The 19,100-nt window shown below is 66.1% G+C and carries 19 protein-coding genes and 1 pseudogene; 12 read left to right on the top strand and 8 right to left on the bottom strand.

The window, feature by feature from the left end:
* Positions 1-179: PfkB family carbohydrate kinase (locus tag VGH54_RS19965; RefSeq protein WP_331513808.1), on the top strand; the 179-nt coding region annotated here is incomplete at its 5' end.
* On the opposite strand, the gene VGH54_RS19960 is transcribed toward VGH54_RS19965, so the two are convergent.
* Positions 176-973 carry a GntR family transcriptional regulator gene (locus VGH54_RS19960; RefSeq protein ID WP_331513804.1) on the bottom strand — a complete coding sequence of 266 codons (798 nt, stop codon included), beginning with the start codon at positions 971-973 and terminating at the stop codon, positions 176-178. The two genes, VGH54_RS19965 and VGH54_RS19960, sit on opposite strands and share 4 nt — an antisense overlap.
* A gap of 102 nt (positions 974-1,075) precedes the next feature.
* On the opposite strand from VGH54_RS19960, the gene VGH54_RS19955 reads away from it, so the two are divergent.
* From VGH54_RS19955 to VGH54_RS19935, 5 genes are read left to right on the top strand one after another with little or no spacing between them, the layout of a single operon-like run.
* Positions 1,076-2,512, top strand: coding sequence for an MmgE/PrpD family protein (locus VGH54_RS19955; RefSeq protein WP_331513803.1), 1,437 nt, complete (start codon positions 1,076-1,078; stop codon positions 2,510-2,512).
* An 11-nt stretch (positions 2,513-2,523) separates the two neighbouring features.
* The gene (locus VGH54_RS19950) at positions 2,524-3,405 is read left to right on the top strand and encodes an isocitrate lyase/PEP mutase family protein (RefSeq protein WP_331513802.1); all 882 of its coding nucleotides are present in this window, start codon (positions 2,524-2,526) and stop codon (positions 3,403-3,405) included.
* Positions 3,402-4,649 carry an aconitase/3-isopropylmalate dehydratase large subunit family protein gene (locus tag VGH54_RS19945; RefSeq protein WP_331513801.1) on the top strand — a complete coding sequence of 416 codons (1,248 nt, stop codon included), beginning with the start codon at positions 3,402-3,404 and terminating at the stop codon, positions 4,647-4,649. The genes VGH54_RS19950 and VGH54_RS19945 overlap by 4 nt, the downstream gene beginning before the upstream one ends.
* Before the next feature lie 8 nt (positions 4,650-4,657).
* Entirely contained in the window at positions 4,658-5,206 is a 549-nt protein-coding gene (locus tag VGH54_RS19940; RefSeq protein WP_331513807.1) for a 3-isopropylmalate dehydratase, read from the top strand.
* On the top strand, positions 5,203-5,745 hold the full coding sequence (locus VGH54_RS19935) for a YbhB/YbcL family Raf kinase inhibitor-like protein (RefSeq protein WP_331513800.1): 543 nt from the start codon (positions 5,203-5,205) through the stop codon (positions 5,743-5,745). The genes VGH54_RS19940 and VGH54_RS19935 overlap by 4 nt, the downstream gene beginning before the upstream one ends.
* A 7-nt stretch (positions 5,746-5,752) precedes the next feature.
* Here VGH54_RS19935 and VGH54_RS19930 read toward each other — a convergent pair whose 3' ends face one another.
* Genes VGH54_RS19930 through VGH54_RS19915 form a run of 4 tightly spaced genes read right to left on the bottom strand, consistent with a single transcriptional unit; the run spans position 5,753 to position 9,194 of the window.
* Positions 5,753-6,424: a TIGR04282 family arsenosugar biosynthesis glycosyltransferase gene (locus tag VGH54_RS19930; protein ID WP_331513806.1), complete on the bottom strand. Its 672-nt coding sequence runs from the start codon at positions 6,422-6,424 to the stop codon at positions 5,753-5,755.
* On the bottom strand, positions 6,421-7,083 hold the full coding sequence (locus VGH54_RS19925; RefSeq protein WP_331513799.1) for a glycosyltransferase family 2 protein: 663 nt from the start codon (positions 7,081-7,083) through the stop codon (positions 6,421-6,423). Before VGH54_RS19925 ends, VGH54_RS19930 begins: the two co-directional genes overlap by 4 nt.
* A gap of 24 nt (positions 7,084-7,107) precedes the next feature.
* Positions 7,108-8,136: an NAD-dependent epimerase/dehydratase family protein gene (locus tag VGH54_RS19920; protein WP_331513797.1), complete on the bottom strand. Its 1,029-nt coding sequence runs from the start codon at positions 8,134-8,136 to the stop codon at positions 7,108-7,110.
* 2 nt (positions 8,137-8,138) lie between these two features.
* Positions 8,139-9,194: a hypothetical protein gene (locus VGH54_RS19915; RefSeq protein ID WP_331513796.1), complete on the bottom strand. Its 1,056-nt coding sequence runs from the start codon at positions 9,192-9,194 to the stop codon at positions 8,139-8,141.
* 233 nt (positions 9,195-9,427) lie between these two features.
* On the opposite strand from VGH54_RS19915, the gene VGH54_RS19910 reads away from it, so the two are divergent.
* Genes VGH54_RS19910 through VGH54_RS19895 form a run of 4 tightly spaced genes read left to right on the top strand, consistent with a single transcriptional unit; the run spans position 9,428 to position 13,448 of the window.
* Positions 9,428-10,123, top strand: coding sequence for a methyltransferase domain-containing protein (locus VGH54_RS19910; RefSeq protein WP_331513795.1), 696 nt, complete (start codon positions 9,428-9,430; stop codon positions 10,121-10,123).
* Positions 10,120-11,484, top strand: a complete 1,365-nt coding sequence (locus VGH54_RS19905) for a molybdopterin-dependent oxidoreductase (protein ID WP_331513794.1) — start codon at positions 10,120-10,122, stop codon at positions 11,482-11,484. The genes VGH54_RS19910 and VGH54_RS19905 overlap by 4 nt, the downstream gene beginning before the upstream one ends.
* Position 11,485: 1 nt before the next feature.
* Positions 11,486-12,046, top strand: coding sequence for a hypothetical protein (locus tag VGH54_RS19900; protein ID WP_331513792.1), 561 nt, complete (start codon positions 11,486-11,488; stop codon positions 12,044-12,046).
* Between the two features lie 46 nt (positions 12,047-12,092).
* Positions 12,093-13,448, top strand: a complete 1,356-nt coding sequence (locus VGH54_RS19895; protein WP_331513805.1) for a hypothetical protein — start codon at positions 12,093-12,095, stop codon at positions 13,446-13,448.
* Between the two features lie 11 nt (positions 13,449-13,459).
* On the opposite strand, the gene VGH54_RS19890 is transcribed toward VGH54_RS19895, so the two are convergent.
* From VGH54_RS19890 to VGH54_RS19880, 3 genes are all read right to left on the bottom strand, one after another.
* On the bottom strand, positions 13,460-15,502 hold the full coding sequence (locus VGH54_RS19890; protein WP_331513791.1) for an NAD(+) synthase: 2,043 nt from the start codon (positions 15,500-15,502) through the stop codon (positions 13,460-13,462).
* A gap of 59 nt (positions 15,503-15,561) precedes the next feature.
* Positions 15,562-16,752, bottom strand: a complete 1,191-nt coding sequence (locus tag VGH54_RS19885) for a PPE family protein (RefSeq protein WP_331513790.1) — start codon at positions 16,750-16,752, stop codon at positions 15,562-15,564.
* 84 nt (positions 16,753-16,836) lie between these two features.
* Positions 16,837-18,057: a PPE family protein gene (locus tag VGH54_RS19880; RefSeq protein WP_331513789.1), complete on the bottom strand. Its 1,221-nt coding sequence runs from the start codon at positions 18,055-18,057 to the stop codon at positions 16,837-16,839.
* A gap of 331 nt (positions 18,058-18,388) precedes the next feature.
* Between VGH54_RS19880 and VGH54_RS19875 the strand changes: the two genes are divergently transcribed.
* Together VGH54_RS19875 and VGH54_RS19870 are read left to right on the top strand one after the other, a co-directional pair.
* Positions 18,389-18,928 (top strand): isochorismatase family cysteine hydrolase, encoded by a 540-nt coding sequence (locus tag VGH54_RS19875; protein ID WP_331513788.1) that lies wholly within the window; start codon positions 18,389-18,391, stop codon positions 18,926-18,928.
* An 18-nt stretch (positions 18,929-18,946) separates the two neighbouring features.
* Positions 18,947-19,100, top strand: a pseudogene (locus VGH54_RS19870) (NAD-dependent deacetylase); the annotation flags it as partial.

The following is a 19,100-nucleotide window of genomic DNA, read 5'->3' as shown; positions in this document are numbered from 1 at the left end:
CGCTCGACACCTCTGGCGCCGGCGACGTGTTCGCCGGTGTCCTGGCCGCCGGCTGGACCGTCGACCGCGACCGTGCGCTGCGCCGGGCCTGCGCGGCAGGCGCCCTGGCGACGTTGGTGCCCGGTGCCGGCGGCTGTGCGCCATATGCCGACGCGATCGACGAAGCGACGCTGCCCTAGCTCGAGCCGCGCCGCACGTCGTGGGCGATTGCGAATCCGTCGCCGGCGTCCAACTCGGCCGCCGTCTGGGTCATCAACACACGACTGCGGTTGGGCGACAGCAGGATCCACACATAGTGGTGCGGCGCGCCGGCCACGAATGCCAGCCGGTTGACTCGAACCAGTGCCGACCCGATCGCGACGTTGAGCAGACCCGCGTTGCGCGGCCCTGCGATCTCGGCGGTGATCTCGTGCTGCATCCGATCGACGACAACACCGGCGCCGGAGAGCAACTCGTAGAGCGGTGTACGTCGAAGCGCCGGTGCGGTCAATACGGGTGAGAGATCGGCCGGCAGCCAGGCTTCGGTGATCATCAACGGTTCGCGAGTTCTGCGTTCGCGTCGCACTCGCAGAAGATGCAACATCTCCGCGGCGCCGCCGAGCGCGTCGCCGATCGCTCTCGGCGGCCGTCGACTGTCGTGTTCGACCACGTCGACCGACGTCTGGAACTGCGTCTGCCGGAGATTGTCCATGTAGGAGCCGGACAGCGGCGCCTCGTCTGACCGGTCGCGTTGCCGGACGAAAGATCCGACTCCTTGCCGACGTTCGATGTAGCCCTGCTCGGCCAGATCGGCCAGCGCTCGACGCACGGTGATCCGGGACACCCCGAACTGATCGCACAGAGACTGCTCGGTCGGCAGCGCGTCACCGGGAGCGATAGCGCCGCGGGCAATCTCGTCGTGCAGCACCAGGAAGAGCTGGCGATGCAACGGCACCCCGGCACCGGCCGTCACCCCGCCGCTGGTCTCGTGCATGAGCATCAATGCTGTCACATCGCCCTTGCCGTCCAAGTCAGAAGTTGTTATAAGTATATAACAACTGAGCAATCCGGCAACCCTTCGACCACAGGACCGACGATGACCGCGACTGCTGTTCACCAGCACCCAGCCACCGGCCCGGACGGGCCGACCGGCCAACTGGCCTCGTGGGTCGCCGGCCTGACACTTGACGACATCCCCCACACCGTCGTCGAACGCGCCAAACACCTGCTCCTCGATGGCCTGGGCTGCGGTCTGATCGGAGCGCAATTGCCCTGGTCGCGGGTGGCCACCAGCGCCGTCCTCGCCCTCGAGCACAGCGGCGACAACGCGGTCATCGGCACCGGCAAATTCACCAGTGGACCGGCCGCGGCCGTGCTCAATGGGACCTTCATCCAAGGCTTCGAGCTCGACGACTTTCACCCGATCGCGCCGGTACACAGTTGTTCGCTAGTCATTCCCGCGCTCCTGTCGACGGCGACCGCGCAGTCGCGAACCACCACCGGTGCCGACTTTCTGCTCGCGGCGATCATTGGCTTCGAGGTCGGTCCGCGCGTCGGCCATACGCTGCACGGCGCGCAGATGCTCGACCGTGGCTGGCACTCCGGCCCGGTGTTCGGCACCCACTCGGCGGCAATGGCATCGGGCAAACTGCGCGGGTTGTCGCCGGCCCAGTTGGAGGATGCACTCGGCCTGGCCGGCACGCAGTCGGCGGGTTTGATGGCCGCGCAGTACGAAGCGATGAGCAAGCGCATGCACCACGGCTTCGCCGCGCGCAACGGCTTCTACGCCGCTGGGCTCGCGGCAGCCAACTACACCGGCATCAAACGGGTCTTCGAGCGTGAATACGGCGGCTTCCTCAGTGTTTTCGGCGAAGGCCACGAACCCGACGCGGCCTTGCTGACCGACCAATTGGGTGAACGGTGGGAGACCTCCATCATCATGGTCAAGTCTTACGCAGTCATGGGTGGCCTACACGGAGCTGTCGACGCAGCCCGCCAATTACGGGAATCTGTTGTCGCCTCGGATATCTCGAAGATCGACATCACGGTTGGTGAGACCGTGTACAAGCACGGCTGGTGGGCGCCCGAACGGCCACTGACCGCCATCGGCGCTCAGATGAACATCGGTTACGCGACGGCGGCCGCGCTACTCGACGGCAACGCCCTGCCCGAGCAGTTCACCCCGGCGCGCCTTGACGCCGACGACATCTGGTCGCTGATCGGCGTCACCCATGTGCATTTGGATGAGTCGCTCGCCGACGCCCCACTGACCGAGCGGTTCCGCACCGACCTCGCTGTCACCACCCGCGACGGCGACGTCCATCAGGTTCGCGTCGTCACGCCGCACGGTGCGCCGTGGGACCCGGTCACCAACGACGAGCTGGTCGCCAAGTTCCATGCTTTGGCCGATCGTGTCACCAGCCGCGACCGGGCCGCCTCGATCGAACGCGCGGTTGTCGGTCTCGAGAGCCTCGACGACGTCAGCGAACTGATCGATCTACTGGCCCCGCCGGTCGCCGGCGCACTCGACTAAAAGGACAAGACATGGCCACCACGGCGGCCCGGCAGAACTTACGTACCTTGCTCGATCGCGGCGAACTCGTCGTCGCACCAGGTGTTTTCGATGGCATAACGGCGCACCTGGCACGTCGCACGAACCAGGCGACGGTGTACATGACCGGCGCCGGCGTTGCGGCGTCCGGATTCGGCCTGCCCGACATCGGACTGGTTACCGCCACCGAGATGGCCGAGCGCGCGCGGATGTTGGTCGGTGTGCTCGGTGACGTCCCGTTGATCGCCGACGCCGACACCGGCTACGGCACCGCGATGAACGTGGTGCGCACCGTCCGGCTCTACGAGCAGGCCGGCGTCGCGGCAATCCAATTGGAGGACCAGGTATTCCCGAAGCGTTGCGGGCACCTGGAAGACAAGCACGTCGTCGATGCGGCGGATTTCGAACAGACGTTGGCCGCCGCGCTCGACGCCCGCACCGACGACAACCTGCTCGTCGTCGCGCGGACCGACGCCCGAGCTCCGCTCGGCTTGGACGCCGCGATCGACCGGGCGAATCGATACGCCCAAGCCGGTGCGGACGTGATCTTCGTCGAAGCCCCACAGAGCATCGAGGAGATCGAACGCATTGCCCGTGGGGTCGAGGCGCCGCTGCTGATCAATCTGGTGCTGGGTGGCATGACGCCACTGGAATCGGCGACCCGGCTGCAGGAGCTGGGCTACGCCATCGCCATCCACCCCAGCAACCCGCTCGCCCGCGCGGTCCTCGGCATGCTCGAAGGCCTGTGTGAACTCAACGGCGGCAACCTCGCCGACCATCTGCCGAGTAATCCCGCCGAATTCTTCAACCTGGTCGGGATGGTGGAATGGCTTGACCTCGACGCCAAATACGCACGCTTGGAGGAAGTCCGATGAGCATGACCATCATCGAGAAGATCTTCGCCCGCAAGGCCGGCCTGGACCGGGTGTCGGCGGGCGAGACGGTCGTCGTGGACGTCGACATGACCGTGCTGATCGATCTGCAGTTCGCGACGATGTGGCTACAGCCGCTTCGCATCCATGATCCCGACAAGCTCGCGATCGTCATGGACCACGCGGTACCGGCGCCGACCATCAAAGACGCGGCCGGCGGTCCGCTTGCCCGCAAGTTCGCCGCCCAGTTCGGTATCGAGCGCTTCTACGACGTCGGCCGCCACGGCATCTGCCATCAGGTCATCGCCGAGAACGGACTGGCTCGGCCCGGAGAAGTATTGGCCTGCACCGACTCTCACACCTGCGCGGCCGGCGCTTACAACACCGCCGCCCGCGGACTCGGCCCGGCCGAGGTGTTTTCGATCATGTGCACCGGCAGCACCTGGTTCCAGGTGGCGCCAACCATCCGCTATCAGCTCGAGGGCGTCAAGCCGGAGACGGTCAGCGGCAAGGACATCTTCCTGCACATCGCCAACGAGTACGGCGACGCGGCCAACTTCAATCTGGAATTCGGCGGACCGGGGCTAGCCAGCATCCCCATGCACGATCGACGCACGGTCGCCACCCAGGGCGCCGAGTTATCGGCCGACTTCAGCACGTTCGAACCCGATGAGGTCCTCATGTCGTGTCTTGGCGACCGCGGCATCACCGGATACGAGTCCGCCGCAGCGGATTCCGATGCGGTCTACCGGGAAGTGCGACGGGTGGATCTGGCCGCACTCGAACCCTACGTGGCCCGCCCGGGCACCGTGAGCCGCAACGGCCTGCCGGTTTCGCAGGTTGAACGGCAGAAAATCGACCAGGCGTTCATCGGGTCGTGCGCCAACGGCCAATTGGAAGACCTCGAAATCGCCGCGAACATATTGCGCGGCAACACCGTTGCGACCGGCGTACGGCTGCTCGTCACGCCGGCGTCGCAGGCGGTGTATCGCGAAGCGATGCGGCTGGGCTACCTGCAGGACATCGCCGATGCGGGCGCGGTGATCACGAACTCCACCTGCGGCGCCTGCTTCGGCTACCACATGGGAGTGGTGGGACCGGGCGAAGTGTGTTTGACGTCGAGTACCCGCAACTTCACCGGGCGGATGGGCAGCCCGGACGCCGAGATCTATATGGCCTCACCGGCGACCGTTGCCGCATCGGCGCTCACCGGCTACATCACCGACGCAAGGAGCGTGACCGCATGACACTGGCCATCACCGGAAAGGTGTGGGTATTCGGCGACGACCTCAACACCGACACCATGTACCCAAGCTTCGCCATGAAGATGGATCCGCCCGAGGCAGCCAGACATGTCTTCTACGAAGTGCGGCCCGGCTGGACCGACGAGGTGTCGCCGGGAGACATCGTGGTGGCCGGCAAGAACTTCGGGCTGGGCTCGTCGCGCCCCGTCGCCGCGCTGTTCACCGAACTCGGCGTCGCAGGACTGATCGCCGAAGAGTTCAATTCGCTGTTCTTCCGTAACGCCGTCAACGCCGGTCTGCCCGCGATGACGCTGCCGGAGGCAACCACGATCTTCAGCGAAGGCGACACCGGGACGCTCGATTTGGGTTCAGGCGCATGGCGCAACGACACCACGGGAGCGTCGGGTTCAGTGCCCAAGCTGCCCGACCTGATCCTCGACATCATCTCCAGTGGCGGCGTGCTGCCGAGGCTGGCGGCCCAGGGTTACCTGCCCGCCGAACTCCGCGACGTGCTCAGATCCAGCACAGTCGTGATTCGCGGCGCGGGCAGCGGCGCATGATCGGCAAGTTGCTGCGCAATGTCCGCGCAGGGGAACACCGAAGTCCGTTCGCCGGTTCGGATTTCGCCGCGCCCGACGACATCACGGTAACAAGCACCGCGTTCGGCGATGGCGGCGCGATGCCGACAACGAGCGCCGGCAAGGGCGTCGGCGACAACACCTCACCGCAGCTGAGTTGGGCCGGCCTGCCGTCACAAACCCGGCAGGTGGTGTTGATCATCGACGACATCGACGTCCCGCTGCCCCGCCCCTTGCTACACACCGTCGCCGTGATCGAGCCCGGTGTGCACAGCGTCGACACCGGGGCGCTGCAGCCAGAGGCTGCCGGAATACGTTTTATTCCAGGCGGTCTGGGGCACCGGGGCTACGCCGGCCCGCGCCCGATTCCCGGTCACGGCCCGCATCGCTACCGGTTTCTGGTATTCGCCCTCGATGAACCCGTGGAAGAGAGCGTAACCAAAGCCAAGGCCCTGTTGAAACAGATGAGCGGGCACGTGCTCGCGCGCGGCATGCTGGCCGGAACGTACGAACGAATTTGACCTCCATCTAGAGTCCGGCCGCACGCGTCAGCTGAGCGAAGCGGCTGTCGTGACCGCAGGCGTCACGCACCGCGACGACATCGTCGACGACATCGACGTCGGCCAGAGTCTCCACCAAAGAGACACTGATACCTGTGTGGCGCAACGCCTTCACCGTGAGTTCGCCGGTATCGGGTTGAGACATCGGGACACCGCGCAAGCATTCGGCCGCCCCTGGTTCGTGTAGTCCGAGGATCCACCATCCGCCGTCGCACGCCGGTCCCAGCAGGGCGTGCACGCGCAGCAGCCGGCGCGCGCAGCCGGCCAGCTGCTCGGCGGTCACCTGTGGGGTGTCCATTCCGATCTGCAGCACAGGATGGCCTCCACCCGCGGCGCCCGCGTCGGCGTGTGCGTTGGCCAGCCGATCGGCGAAGTCGAAGCCGCGCTGCTCGATCACCGTGAAAGACTCAAGCCGATTACGGATTTCGGGGGCGCAGGACGCGGCATCCACATCGCCGGTGAGCGCGACCACCCGCGCTGCCACCGGCGTACTGGTCGCCGCGTCCAACGTGTCCAGCAGCGCGGCAGCGGCAATGTCGGCCGCCACCTGGTCACCGACGATCGCGGCAAGTCTCGTCTTGGCCCGGCCGGGCACCGGCGCTTTGGCGACTACCAGCAGGGTCACCGGAAGGGCGTTCAGGAGATCACCTTCCAGAAATCCAGAATTGCGGTGATGCTGCCCCGAAGCGAACCGCTGACCTTTGACTTACCACCCGTCCGGGGCCCATAACTGATGTCAAACTCGACCACGCGCCAGCCGGCGGCCGCGGCGCGAACGAGCAGTTCCAGCGGATAGCCCGAACGTCGGTCCATCACGCCAAGATTCAGCAAGGCCTCGCGCCGGGCTACCCGCATCGGCGCGATGTCGTGCACCGGCAGGCCGTGCCGAGTGCGCAGTCGCCAACTCATTACCACGGTTCCCAGTCGAGCGACCCATGGCCAGTGCAGCCCGCGCACCGGACGCCGCCGGCCGGTCGCCAAATCGGCACCCTGATCAAGGGCCGCCACCAACCGCGGCAACTCAGCGGGTTCCATCGATCCGTCTGCGTCCACGACCGCGACGATAGGAGTCGTCGCGGCGACCACGCCGGCGTGCACCGCCGCGCCGTAGCCGGGCCGCCGCTCGGTGACCACGGTGGCTCCGTGACGCTCGGCCACCGCTGCGGTTGTGTCGGTGCTGTTGTTATCGACTACCAAGGCGCGATAGCCGACAGGTATGGCCGCCAGCACCCCAGGCAGCGACTCCTCCTCGTTCAGGCACGGCAGCACCACGGTGACCAGATCGGCGGAGTCGCACATATGCTTCGACACTAAGGCATACCGTTATCGCAGCGGCGCGAACGCGAACTGACGCAGGCCCTCGCGTGGATCGATGGCCGCGTGGAAACCCAGCACCTCGGCGGCCCGGGCTGGGTCGGCAACGATGTGACGCACGTCGCCGCTGCGGTACTGCCCAGTGATGTCCGGGGACAGCCCACCGTCGCGGACCTCGCACAACACGGCGGCCACCTCGAGGATCGATATTGGCCGCCCCGAGCAGACGTTGAGCGCGGTGAAACCGTCCCGCTCGGTTGTCGCCGCCAGATTCGCAGCGGCCACGTCATCGACGTGGACGAAGTCACGCATCTGGCCGCCGTCCTCGAATACCTTTGGTGTCTCCCCCTTCTCGAGCGACGAACGGAAGATCGCCGCGACGCCGGAATAGGGCGTGTCGCGCGGCATTCCGGGACCGTAAACGTTGTGGTAGCGCAGCGCCACCACCGAGCCGCCTGTCGACTCCGACCAGGCGAGCGCGTAGTGCTCTTGCGCGGTCTTGCTGGCGGCGTAGAGGCTGCGCGGACGCAACGGCGCATTCTCGTCGACGAGCCGCCAGCGCAGCTCCTCGCCCCCGACCGGGCAGCGGTGTTCGAAAACCCCCGCGTCGAGATCGGCGCGCCGCCGCGGTTCCGGGTCGACCGGTCCGTGGTCTGGACAGCCGTAGCCGCCTTGCCCGTAGACCACCATCGACGATGCCAGCACCAGCCGGCGGACTCCGGCGGCGAACATCTCTGCGAGCAGCACAGTGGTGGCGAGGTCGTTGTGCCCGCCGTAGGCCGGGGCGTCGGCGGCGTTCACCCCTGCCCCCACCATTGCAGCCTGATGGCAGACGAGGTCGATGCCGGCTAGCAGCGGTGCCAGCGCTGGGCCGTCTCGGATATCGACTTGGTGGCATTCCGGCGGCAGTCGCGGATGGGGTCCATGCGCGGCGGGCAACAGTAGATCGACACCGACGACGTCGTGTCCGGCGGCGCGCAGCGCCGCACCCACCCGTGACCCGATGAAACCGGCGGCGCCAGTCAGCAGAACTCTCACGGTCAGCCTCCTGGTAGCAGGGCCGGGGTGACGATCTGCAAGCTGCTGCGGCCACCGGGGGCGCTGCCCGTCACCAACACGTCGCCCGAACGCGGATCAACGGCCACCGAATTGGGTTGCTGCACCGTCGGCACATCCCCGAGTATCCGCGGTTGCGTCGCGTCAGAGACGTCGATCAGCCGCATCAGGTTGGAGCTGGTGAGGGTGACGTAAAGCCGCCGACGCGCGGCGTCGTAGGCCAGCCCGTACGGTTTGCCCGGAGCATCGACCTTCGCGATCTGTGCGAGTTGCGGATCGATGCGCTCGATGAAGACGGCGCCGCCGTCGGTGTCGGCGAAAGCGGCGAGATCGCCGGACAACGCAACCGCATGGGTCAGTTTTGACCCGAGCGGGCCGTGCGCCAGCAGTCGGCCCGTTGTTCCGTCGTAGACCCACACCCCGTTTCCCTGCACGTCGGCTACCGCGGCGTAGTCACCCAACGCTGCGACGCCGCCCGGCTGGACTGGCCCGGCGGACAGCGACCCCACCACCGCGGCATCCCGCACGAAGACCACCCCGCCGCCGAGCTCGTTGGTGACGACGATCGTGCCTCCGGCCGTCCGGACTGCGTCGTGCGGTTGACGACCCACCCCTGCGGCGGTCAAGGTCACGCGGCCGTCGGCGAGGCTCAACTCGCATAACTCGTCGGAACTCTCCAGCGGCACCAGTACAGGGCCGTTCGGTCCGGCAAGGCTCAGGTGCCGGGCCGCTCCGACCGTGGGAACCGTCTGACGCACCACACCGGTGTCGGCATCGATCAGCTTGATGCCGTTGGGATTTCGCACGGCAACTGCTCCAACCCCAGACATTCCGACAACGATGCCTTCGGGTGCATTGCCGAGGGGCACCATCTTGCCGGTGGGGGGCACGGCCGGCGCTCCGGCGGTCGCGGGCTCGGCCGCGGGTGTGACCGCGCGGGTCGAGGCCGTTACAGGTGCCGGGGAGCGCGCATCGCTGCTGCAGCCGATGACCAGCAGACCGATCGCCAGGAAGCACACCAGCGCAGCACGCGAGCCCATCACTCCACTGTGCCCGACTGCGAGCCCTTACCTCATCGAGCGCTGCCACCTGCGCAGATGCTTCAGAGGCAATCCTCGTCACGATCAGCACCGAATGGCAATTAAAAGCAACGAGACTGAAATGGGTGGGTGGGAGATGGACGTCGGCTGCTTCGGGCTGGCCCTGCTCTGTCGACCGAAACTGGCCGCGAGCGAACCCGCTCGCAGCGCCCACTGCTGGATCGAGGGTTGCGATGACGACTGACGCCCGCCAGGCGGCCGAAGTCCGGTCAGCGGACGTGATTTACCGGTCGGCCGCGTCCGGAAGCTCCTGCTGGTCGCGTAATCATCTCGGGCACCGTCGTGAGTTGCCGATCTCCCGATGGATGGGAGGAGTGGAAACCTCCCCACACGATCGGCTCGCCGACGAGCACATGCTTCGCCTTTGCTCGTCACGCCCGACCTTGGACCTGGGGTGTGGCCCCGGGCGATTCGCCGCCTCCCTGCAACAGCGCGGCTTGCCGGCGCTGGGTGTCGACAATTCGGCGGCTGCGGTGGACATGACACGTCGACGCGGTGGGACCGCGATCCATCGCGACCTGTTCGCTCCGTTGCCTGCTGAGGGCCGTTGGGAACAAGTGCTGCTCACCGACGGCAATATCGGTATCGGCGGCGACCCCGCCCAGACGTTGCGGCGGGCCGCCGACCTTCTTGCCCACGACGGCATCGTCGTTGTCGAGATCGACTCCCCGGTAACCGTTTCTTGCTACGAGTGGTTGCGCTGGGAGACCGGACACTATCTGGGGCAGTGGTTTCCGTGGTCACGCATCGGGGCGGCAGCGCTCGGCGACATCGCGCGTGCCGCCGGGTTGTGCGTCATTCAAGTTGTCAACATCCATAACCGGGTGATCGCGGTGCTGACAGCGGCTCGCGGTAGCGTGAATCGATGAGCCAGCCGTCTCCCCCTGCGGCGGACCCGGCACCGACGTCGTCGCAACAATTCTCCGAGCCGGCTGACCGGTTTCCTGTGCCGGTGTGGCGCGCGCTCGAGCGTCATCGTCCGCCCGGGATCGATCTCTTGCAGCGATGGCGAAGTCCGTTGCGAGGGCCGTGGCTGACGTCGGTATTTGGCTCGGTGCTGCTCGTCGGACTGCCGGTGATCATCCTGACCGGGCTGTTGTCCTACATCGCATACGGCCCGCAATTCGGTCAGGCGATCCCGAAGGACGTCGGATGGCTCAAACTGCCCGACTTCGACTGGCCGAGTAGGCCCTCGTGGATCTACCGCCTCACCCAAGGCGTGCACGTCGGTTTGGGTCTGATTATCATTCCGGTAGTGCTGGCCAAACTCTGGTCAGTCATGCCGCGTCTGTTCTCCTGGCCCCCACTACGGTCGATCGCACAGTTGCTCGAGCGGCTGTCGCTGTTGATGCTGGTGGGCGGCGTCATCTTCGAGCTGGCCACCGGCGTCTTGAACATCCAGTACGACTACATCTTCGGGTTCAGCTTCTACACCGCGCACTACTTCGGGGCGTGGATCTTCATCGCGGGCTTCGCGATGCACGTATTGATCAAATTTCCGACGATGGTCACCGCGCTGCGCTCCCGGTCGTTTCGCGCGGTGTTGCGCACTTCGCGCGCAGACACCCGACCCGAGCCGCCGGATGCCGCTGGGCTGGTCGCCACCGATCCCGCGCCGCCGACGGTGAGCCGTCGGGGCGCGCTGGGCCTGGTCGGAGGCGGCGGCTTGTTCGTCGCGGTACTCACCGTCGGGCAAACCGTGGGCGGTGTCACCCGCCGCGGTGCCCTGTTGTTGCCGCGCGGACGTAGCCGCGGCGACGGCCCGAACGACTTTCAGGTCAACAGGACCGCGGCCGCAGCCGCGATCACGCCCGCCGAGACCGGCGCCGACTGGCGACTCAACGTGCGAGGTCCGTCGGGGCCGATCCTGCTGAGCCGGGCCGCGCTCGAAGCCATGCCGCAACACACCGCCGAACTGCCCATCGCCTGCGTGGAAGGCTGGTCGACCACTCAGTCTTGGAGCGGAGTTCGGCTCGGCGACCTGGCCGCTCTGGCCGGACTTTCCCATCCCGCCCGAGCCAGCGTGCGCTCACTGGAGCGCGCAGGTGCGTTCAATCACGCTGTTCTGCAAGCTAATCAGGTACGCCATCCCGACTCGCTGCTGGCCCTGCGGGTCAACGGCGTGGACCTGTCCCCCGACCACGGCTATCCGGCGCGCATCATCGTGCCCGGCCTGCCGGGCGTGCACAACACCAAATGGGTTCGGTCCATCGAATTCGGGGGGGCCTGACGTGCGGGTCGTGGCTCGCAAGTTTGCCGCCTGGTACGGCAGCAATCCACTGCATCTACTGGGCGCGATTGCAGCGTGGGCATTGGCGGGCTACGTGGTGCTCTTGCTCGGCCCACATGCCTTGTGGAATCACACGGTGTGGTGGCAGTCGATTACGGTCTGGTTTCTGGCCGCAATCGTCGCTCATGATCTGGTCCTTTTTCCGCTGTACGCTCTCGCCGACCGCTCTTTCGCCGGTGCCCTTGCAGCCATGGGGAACCGGTGGGCCGGACCGCCGCCGCGGGTATCGCCGCTGAATTATCTGCGTCTCCCGACGCTGGCCACGGGGCTGTCGCTGCTGCTGTTCTTCCCCGGCATCATCCAACAGGGACGCTTCAGCTATATCGCGTCTACCGGGCAGAACCAGCAACCGTTCCTCGGGCGATGGCTCGCGCTGGTCGCCGCCCTCTACGGCGTCAGCGCAGTTGCCTACGCCGTCCGGCTCGCCACCACGAGCCGCCGCGGACAAACGACCGACATCCACGTCGTTGCCGACGATGACAGCGGCCCGCAGACGCGGTAGCCGGCGAGTCGGTTGACCTACTGTGTCTGATCATGGCCGGGTCGTCGTGAAGATCGGACGCCGCGAAGCCGTCTCGGCGTCGCTGGGTGCGGCGCTTGTACTAGCGGCTTTCGCGGTACCGCATATGAGCCTGGGCGGCGTCAGGCCCTTGATCCACAGCTCGCCCAAGCAGCTTCACGACTATGCCGAAACCGCACCGATTTTCGGCTGGTGGAACGCCCATGTCGGCTGGGGCAGTACCGCGGCGGTCGTCATCGGCGTCGTAGCGGTGCTGTGGGGGCCCAGCGTGGCGCAACGACTTTCATGGCGGGTCCTCACGCTCGTCACCTGGTCAACGGCATGCATGTGGGCGTTCGCGCTGGCGATGATCGATGGCTGGCAGCTCGGGTTCGCGGGGCGCCTGGTCGCGCGACATGAGTACCTGCGGCAGGTGCCGACCATCACCAATATCCCGTTGATGCTGCGCACATTCTCGAGCCGGATCCTGGACTTTCAACCGCATTCGTGGATCACCCACGTTTCCGGGCACCCGCCCGGTGCGCTGCTGACTTTCGTCTGGCTCGACCGCATCGGTCTGAGCGGCGGTGCGTGGGCGGGAGCGTTCTGCCTGCTGGTCGGGTCGAGCGCGGCGGCCGCTGTGGTCGTCGCTGTGCGTGCCGTGTCCGATGAGCCGACCGCCCGCAGGGCCGCACCCTTCGTTGCGGTGGCGCCGACCGCGATCTGGATTGCCGTCTCCGCGGACGCTTACTTCACCGGCGTCGCCGCGTGGGGCATCGCCTTGCTGGCACTCGCCGCGAACCGCAGCGTACGTTGGCCGATCGCCGTCGCGGCCTGCGCTGGACTGCTGCTGGGTTGGGGCGTCTTCTTGAACTACGGACTGGTGTTGATGGGACTGCCCGCCCTGGCGGTGCTGATTGCGGCACACAACCGCCGGGCGGCGCTGACCGCATTGGCCGCTGCGGTGCCTGCCGCGGCGGCGGTGGTGCTTTCCTTCGCCCTGGCAGGGTTCTGGTGGTTCGATGGCTACATCCTTGTCCGGCAACGCTACTGGCAGGGCATCGCGGTGAATCGACCTTTTCAATATTGGAGCTGGGCGAACCTGGCTTCCGTCGCGTGCGCAATCGGTCTGGGCAGCGTCGCTGGATTGGGCCGCGTCTTTGATGTCGGGGCGATCCGCCGGCTCTCCGGGCTAGAACTACTGGTGCTGGCCGCCGTCGCCGCAATTCTCTGCGCCGATCTGAGCATGCTGAGCAAAGCCGAGACCGAGCGTATCTGGCTACCGTTCATGGTGTGGTTGACTGCGGCTCCGGCGTTACTACCTCGGTCAACCCATCGTTGGTGGCTGGCCGCCAATGTGCTCGGCGCCCTGGTCATCAACCATCTCATTCTGACCAACTGGTAGCCGAGTAGCTGCTAGTCTTCCGGGATCTCGCGTTCGATCGCATCGAGCCACGCCCGTGCCGACATGTCCGACGGGGCACGCCAGTCCCCGCGCGGTGACAACGCGCCACCGTGAGACACCTTGGGGCCGTTAGGCATCGCCGAGCGCTTGAACTGGCTGAACGAGTAGAACCGCTGCACGAAGATCTGCAGCCAGTGCCGAATCTCTTTGAGCGAGTAGGACGGCCGCTTGTTCTCCGGGAATCCCGGTGGCCAGTTGCCATTGTCGGCATCGCTCCACGCGTGCCACGCGAGAAACGCGACTTTCGCCGGCCGGAATCCGTAGCGAAGTACGTGGTATAGCGAGAAGTCTTGCAGCGCAAAGGGACCGACCTTCGCTTCGCTGCTCTGCAGCTCCTCTTCTTCACCGGTGGGCACGAGTTCGGGGGTGATCTCAGTGTCCAGCACCGACTGCAACACCGCGCCCACATCCGACGAGAACTGGTTAGAGGAGATGACCCAGCGGATCAAGTGCTGAATCAGTGTCTTGGGCACACCGGCGTTGACGTTGTAGTGCGACATCTGATCGCCGACACCGTAAGTCGACCAGCCCAGTCCCAGCTCCGAAAGATCACCGGTGCCGAGAACTATTCCGCCACGCTGATTGGCCAACCGGAACAAATAGTCGGTGCGCAGGCCCGCTTGCACGTTCTCGAACGTGACGTCGTAGACCTTCTCGCCGCGCGAGAAGGGGTGATCCATTTCCTTGAGCATCAGCTTCGCGGTCTCGGTGATGTCGATTTCGGCGAAAGTAACCCCGAGGGCGCGGCAGAGTTCAACGGCGTTGCGTTTGGTGTGCTCGCCGGTCGCGAAGCCCGGCAGGGTGAATGCCAGGATGTCGCGGCGCGGACGGTCTTCTCGGTCCATCGCACGCGCCGCGACGATTAGCGCGTGCGTCGAGTCGAGCCCGCCGGAGATCCCGATGACGACTTTCGGAAAGTCCAGTGCGCGTAACCGTTGTTCGAGGCCGGCGACCTGGATGTTGTAGCCCTCGTAACAATCCTGTTCGAGTCGATCCGGATCGGCCGGCACGAACGGGAAACGCTCGATTTCCCGACGCAGACCGATGTCACCGCTTGGCGGGTCCAATCGAAACTCTATGCGCCGGAACGTCTCTGCCACACCGCGATGGTGACGCCGGTTGTCGTCGAACGTGCCCATTCGCAACCGCTCGGCGCGAATCAACTCGAGATCGACATCGGCGATGCTGCGTTGCTCGCTCTTCGGGAAGCGTTCGGTTTCGGCGAGCAGAACGCCGTTTTCCCAGATCATCGTCTGGCCGTCCCACGCCAAATCGGTGGTCGACTCGCCTTCGCCCGCTGCGGCATACACGTAGGCCGCCAGGCAGCGCAGTGATGCCGAGCGAGCCATTAGCGACCTGTCGTCGGCGCGGCCGATAGTGATCGGGCTGCCAGAGAGGTTGGTCAGCACGGTCGCACCCGCCAGCGCAGCTTCAGCGCTGGGCGGAATCGGGATGAACATGTCCTCGCAGATTTCGACGTGCACTACGAATCCCGGAAGGTCGGATGCCGAGAACAGCAGATCCGGGCCGAACGGCGCCTCCATGCCGGCGATGCTTATGGTTCCGCACTCGTCGTCGCCAGGCGCGATCTGACGGCGCTCGTAGAACTCTCGGTACGTCGGCAGATACGACTTGGGCGCCACACCGAGAACAACACCTCGGTGGATGACCAGGGCGGTGTTGTAGATGCGATGCCGGTAGCGCAGCGGCGCGCCGACCACCAGCACCGGCTGCAGATCGGTGGAGGCGGCGGCGATATGGACCACAGCGTTCTCGACGGAGTCCAGCAATACGTCCTGCAGCAGGATGTCCTCGATGGAGTAGCCCGACAACGTCAGCTCCGGGAAAACGGCCAGTGCGACACCGTCGTGATGGCATTGCCGGGCCAACCGCAGAACCGAGTCGGCATTGGCCGCGGGGTCGCCGATCGCCGCGTGATGTGTGCACGCGGCGACGCGGGCAAAGCCGTGGCTGTAGGCGTTGTAGAAGTCCATTACCCTCACATTGTCGCCCCGTCGGTGTCAGCAGGCGACCATCGGGTCGAATTCCTCTGCTACCCGCCGGGCGCCGGCCGCGGCATACGGTAGCGACGGTCTCTCATCCGGAAGACGGTGGTGCCACCGCGCCGTCCGCCGGTGCTGTTGATCTGTGCCATGGTCGGCACGCCCGAGCGGCTCGCACGCACTGAGTCACCCGCCCACGCGGGGAGCGGCCGGAAACCTGTCGCAACCGTCGTCGGCTCAGCGACCGGGCTTGTTTGTGCCGTCGCGCCCGCCCAGTTCGACGGGGTGGACAATCCGCCGATCGGCACCGCACGGCCCGCGGTGGCAAGTACTGGCTGCGGAATACCCTGCGGTGCAATCGTTTGGGAGGTTGAGGCGGCGCTCCCCACCGGCGCCATCATCTCGGGTAGAAACTTCGCCTGCGATCCGGACTGCATAAGACCCTGGATGAAGATGCCCATCTGGAAGGCCGCGTAGGGAAACTGATAGGCCGGAATCAGCGGCCCTGTAAGGGTATTGATGTCGCTGAACGCTGTGATGATCGAGGACGCCGACACCTCCGCTGATGAAGCGTTCGTGACGCCGCCTGATGCCAGCCCCTGCAGTTGCTGAGGCAGCGCGGCCAGCAGCTGCGACAAGGCGGTCTGAGATTGATCGGCAGACGAGCCGACGGCCTGGGACACCGCGGCGTCTTGAGCGGACTGGCCCGTCGAACTCGTGGTCGGCGGCGGCTGACTGAACTGCGCGAGGCTCACCGCTGACGCGGCGGATCCTGCGTAGTTGTACATCGCCGCCGCATCTTGCGCCCACATCTCGGCATAGGCGGCTTCGGTAGCAGCAATGGCCGGTGTGTTCTGGCCGAAAAAATTGCTCGCCACCAGGGTCGTCAACAGCGTGCGGTTGGCCTCCACCACAGTCGGTGGCACGGTTGCGACGAACGCCGCTTCGTAGGCAGCCGCCGCCGCCCGCGCCTGGTTCGCGGTCTGCTCCGACTGCTGGGCCGTCGTCGTCACCCAGGCCACATACGGTGCACTGGCGGCCGCCATGGCGGCCGACGACGCGCCCGACCAACTCTCGCCTTGAAGCTCGGACACGAGCGCGGAATAGCGGGCGGCGAACATCTCGAGCTGTGCCGTTAGTCCGTCCCAGGCCGCGGCCGCGGCCATCATCGGCCCCGCCCCCGGGCCGCTATACATCCTGGCCGAGTTGATCTCGGGCGGCAGCGCCCCGAAATCAAACATCAGCGGCCAATCTTAGCGTCGACAAACTGTTGGTTGACAAGCCATTACGACGTTTCAATGTCCCGAAATGCGCATGGGCGTCAACTAGCCGCCAGTAAACGGGCGGGGCATCTTGAAGCGGTCCGCCGGCACGCGAAGGATGTTGCTGACCGTCGGCCGCGACCACACACCCGGCTGCTGCGTCATCCCAAACATCGGCGCGCCCGACATGCCGCCCATCGACGTATCCGCCGACGCCGGGACCGCTCCGAGGTCTGCCTCGGACAGCCATTGCGGCTCTTCGACCGCACTGGCTATCGGAGTCGCCGATGCCCAGGTCTGCGGCGCGGACACTCCGCCGATCGATGCCGCCTGACCCATCCCGGCCAGCACCGGCCGCTCGGCGGCCTCCGACACCCACGACTGGGTCGCGGCCTTAGCGCCACCGGCGGCTCGACCGGCCGCGGCTTCGGCGTCCTCCTCGGCGATCTTGGGCAGATCCTGCGCCTGGATACCGGTCCGATAGGCCCCGGTGAGAAAGCTTCCGCCGCTGGTCACCGTGCGACTGAAGGCTGCGCCGAGGCTCGCCGGCCCGGCGAGGGTGTTGAAGTTGCCGAAGGCAGAAAGGATCGACGACGTCGGATCAGTAGCGGCCGACGACGACCCGGTGGCCGCGAGGCTCTCCAGCTGTTTGGGAACACTCGCCATCAGCTGCGACAGCGTCGACTGGGCTGTCGTCGAACCGGCGCTGCCGGCGGCTTGCGACACCGCGGCCGCCTGAGCGGATTGACCAGTGGCCATTGTGGTTTCGGGCGGTTCGGTGAACCGCGGCAGGGCAGTGGCCGTCGACGACGACGAGGCATAGCTGTACATGGCCTGCGCATCTTGCGCCCACATGTCGGCGTACTCAGCCTCGGCGACCGCTATCTGCGCGGTGTATTGACCGAAGATGTTGGCCATGACCAGCGCCGCATACTCGGCTCGGTTGGCCGCGACCAGCGCCGGCGGCACCGTGGCGGCGTATGCCGCCTCTTGGGCCGCCGCCGCCGCGCGCGCCTGACCGGCCGTGTGCTCGGCTTTGGTGGCTGCGGCCGTGATCCACTCGACGTACGGCGCAGCGGCGTCGGCCATGGCGGTCGACGCGTTGCCGGACCACGATTCGTCCCGCAAATCCGAGATCACCGCGGAGTAGCCGCGAGCGACGGATTCCAGTTGGCCGGCCATCGCCTGCCAGGCCGACGCCGCGGCCATGATCGGGCCAGATCCCGGACCCGCATACATTCGGCCCGAGTTGACCTCGGGCGGCAGTGCACCGAAATCGAGCACTGACTTCTCCCCTCTCCGGTCGCCCTAGCCATAGATGGACGGCTGGCGGGCGAAAACAGCTCAGCCTGCGCGGCGGTTGGGGCTCCAACGTCGGTCGAAGCCCTAGGTCCACGTCGGCGAGGACTCGACGAGCACCGCAACCCCTGCGATGCGCCGCAGCCCCGCAGGCGAACATGAATAAGCAGCAAATACCACATTGCCTACAGTAGACCTCGAGATGAATCGCTCACGGCCAACATATGGAATTCAAGTAAATGCTTTGAATCAGCGTGAGCGGCAATCGACAGCTAAATCTTTGCATTGCCGTAGCGGCACTGGGTATCCGTGCCGGATGAGCGATACCGCAGTTTTGGTCGTCGACATGCTGAACAGCTACCAGCATCCTGACGCCGAACTACTCATACCCAATACCGAAAAGATCGTCGAGCCCCTGGCCGATCTGGTTCAGCGCGCGAGCGACACCGACCACGTCGACGTCATTTATGTGAACGACAACTACGGCGACTTCACCGCCGAGTTCTCAGACATCGTTCGCGCGGCGTGTGACGGGGCGCGACCCGATCTCGTCGAGCCGATTCTTCCGGCCAAGGGCAGTCACCTGCTCACCAAAGTGCGCCACAGCGCCTTCTACGCGACACCGGTGGCATACCTGCTCCGCAGGCTGGACACCAAGCGGGTGATACTTACTGGTCAAGTAACCGAACAGTGCGTCCTCTACACCGCCCTGGACGCTTACATTCGCCATATTCCGGTCGTGGTGCCCAGGGACGCCGTCGCGCACATCGACGCCGAGCTCGGTGCGGCCGCGCTGACGATGATGCAGCGCAACATGGGTGCTGAGCTGACGACGGCGGCGGACTGCCTCGGTTAGGTCCGTACCCTCGAAGGCGTGACCCAGGCGCGCGCGGAAGCTCCGGAGCTGGTCTCCGTGCTGACCGACCGCCGTGTGGCCGTGTTGACCGGGGCGGGGATTTCGACCGATTCCGGTATTCCGGATTACCGTGGGCCCGATTCGCCGCCGAGCAACCCGATGACGATTCACC

It is taken from the genome of Mycobacterium sp. (genome assembly GCF_036488105.1).
Taxonomy (GTDB): Bacteria; Actinomycetota; Actinomycetes; order Mycobacteriales; family Mycobacteriaceae; genus Mycobacterium.
Note: the sequence above shows the minus strand (reverse complement) of the source record. Positions and strands in the feature narration are given on the sequence as shown.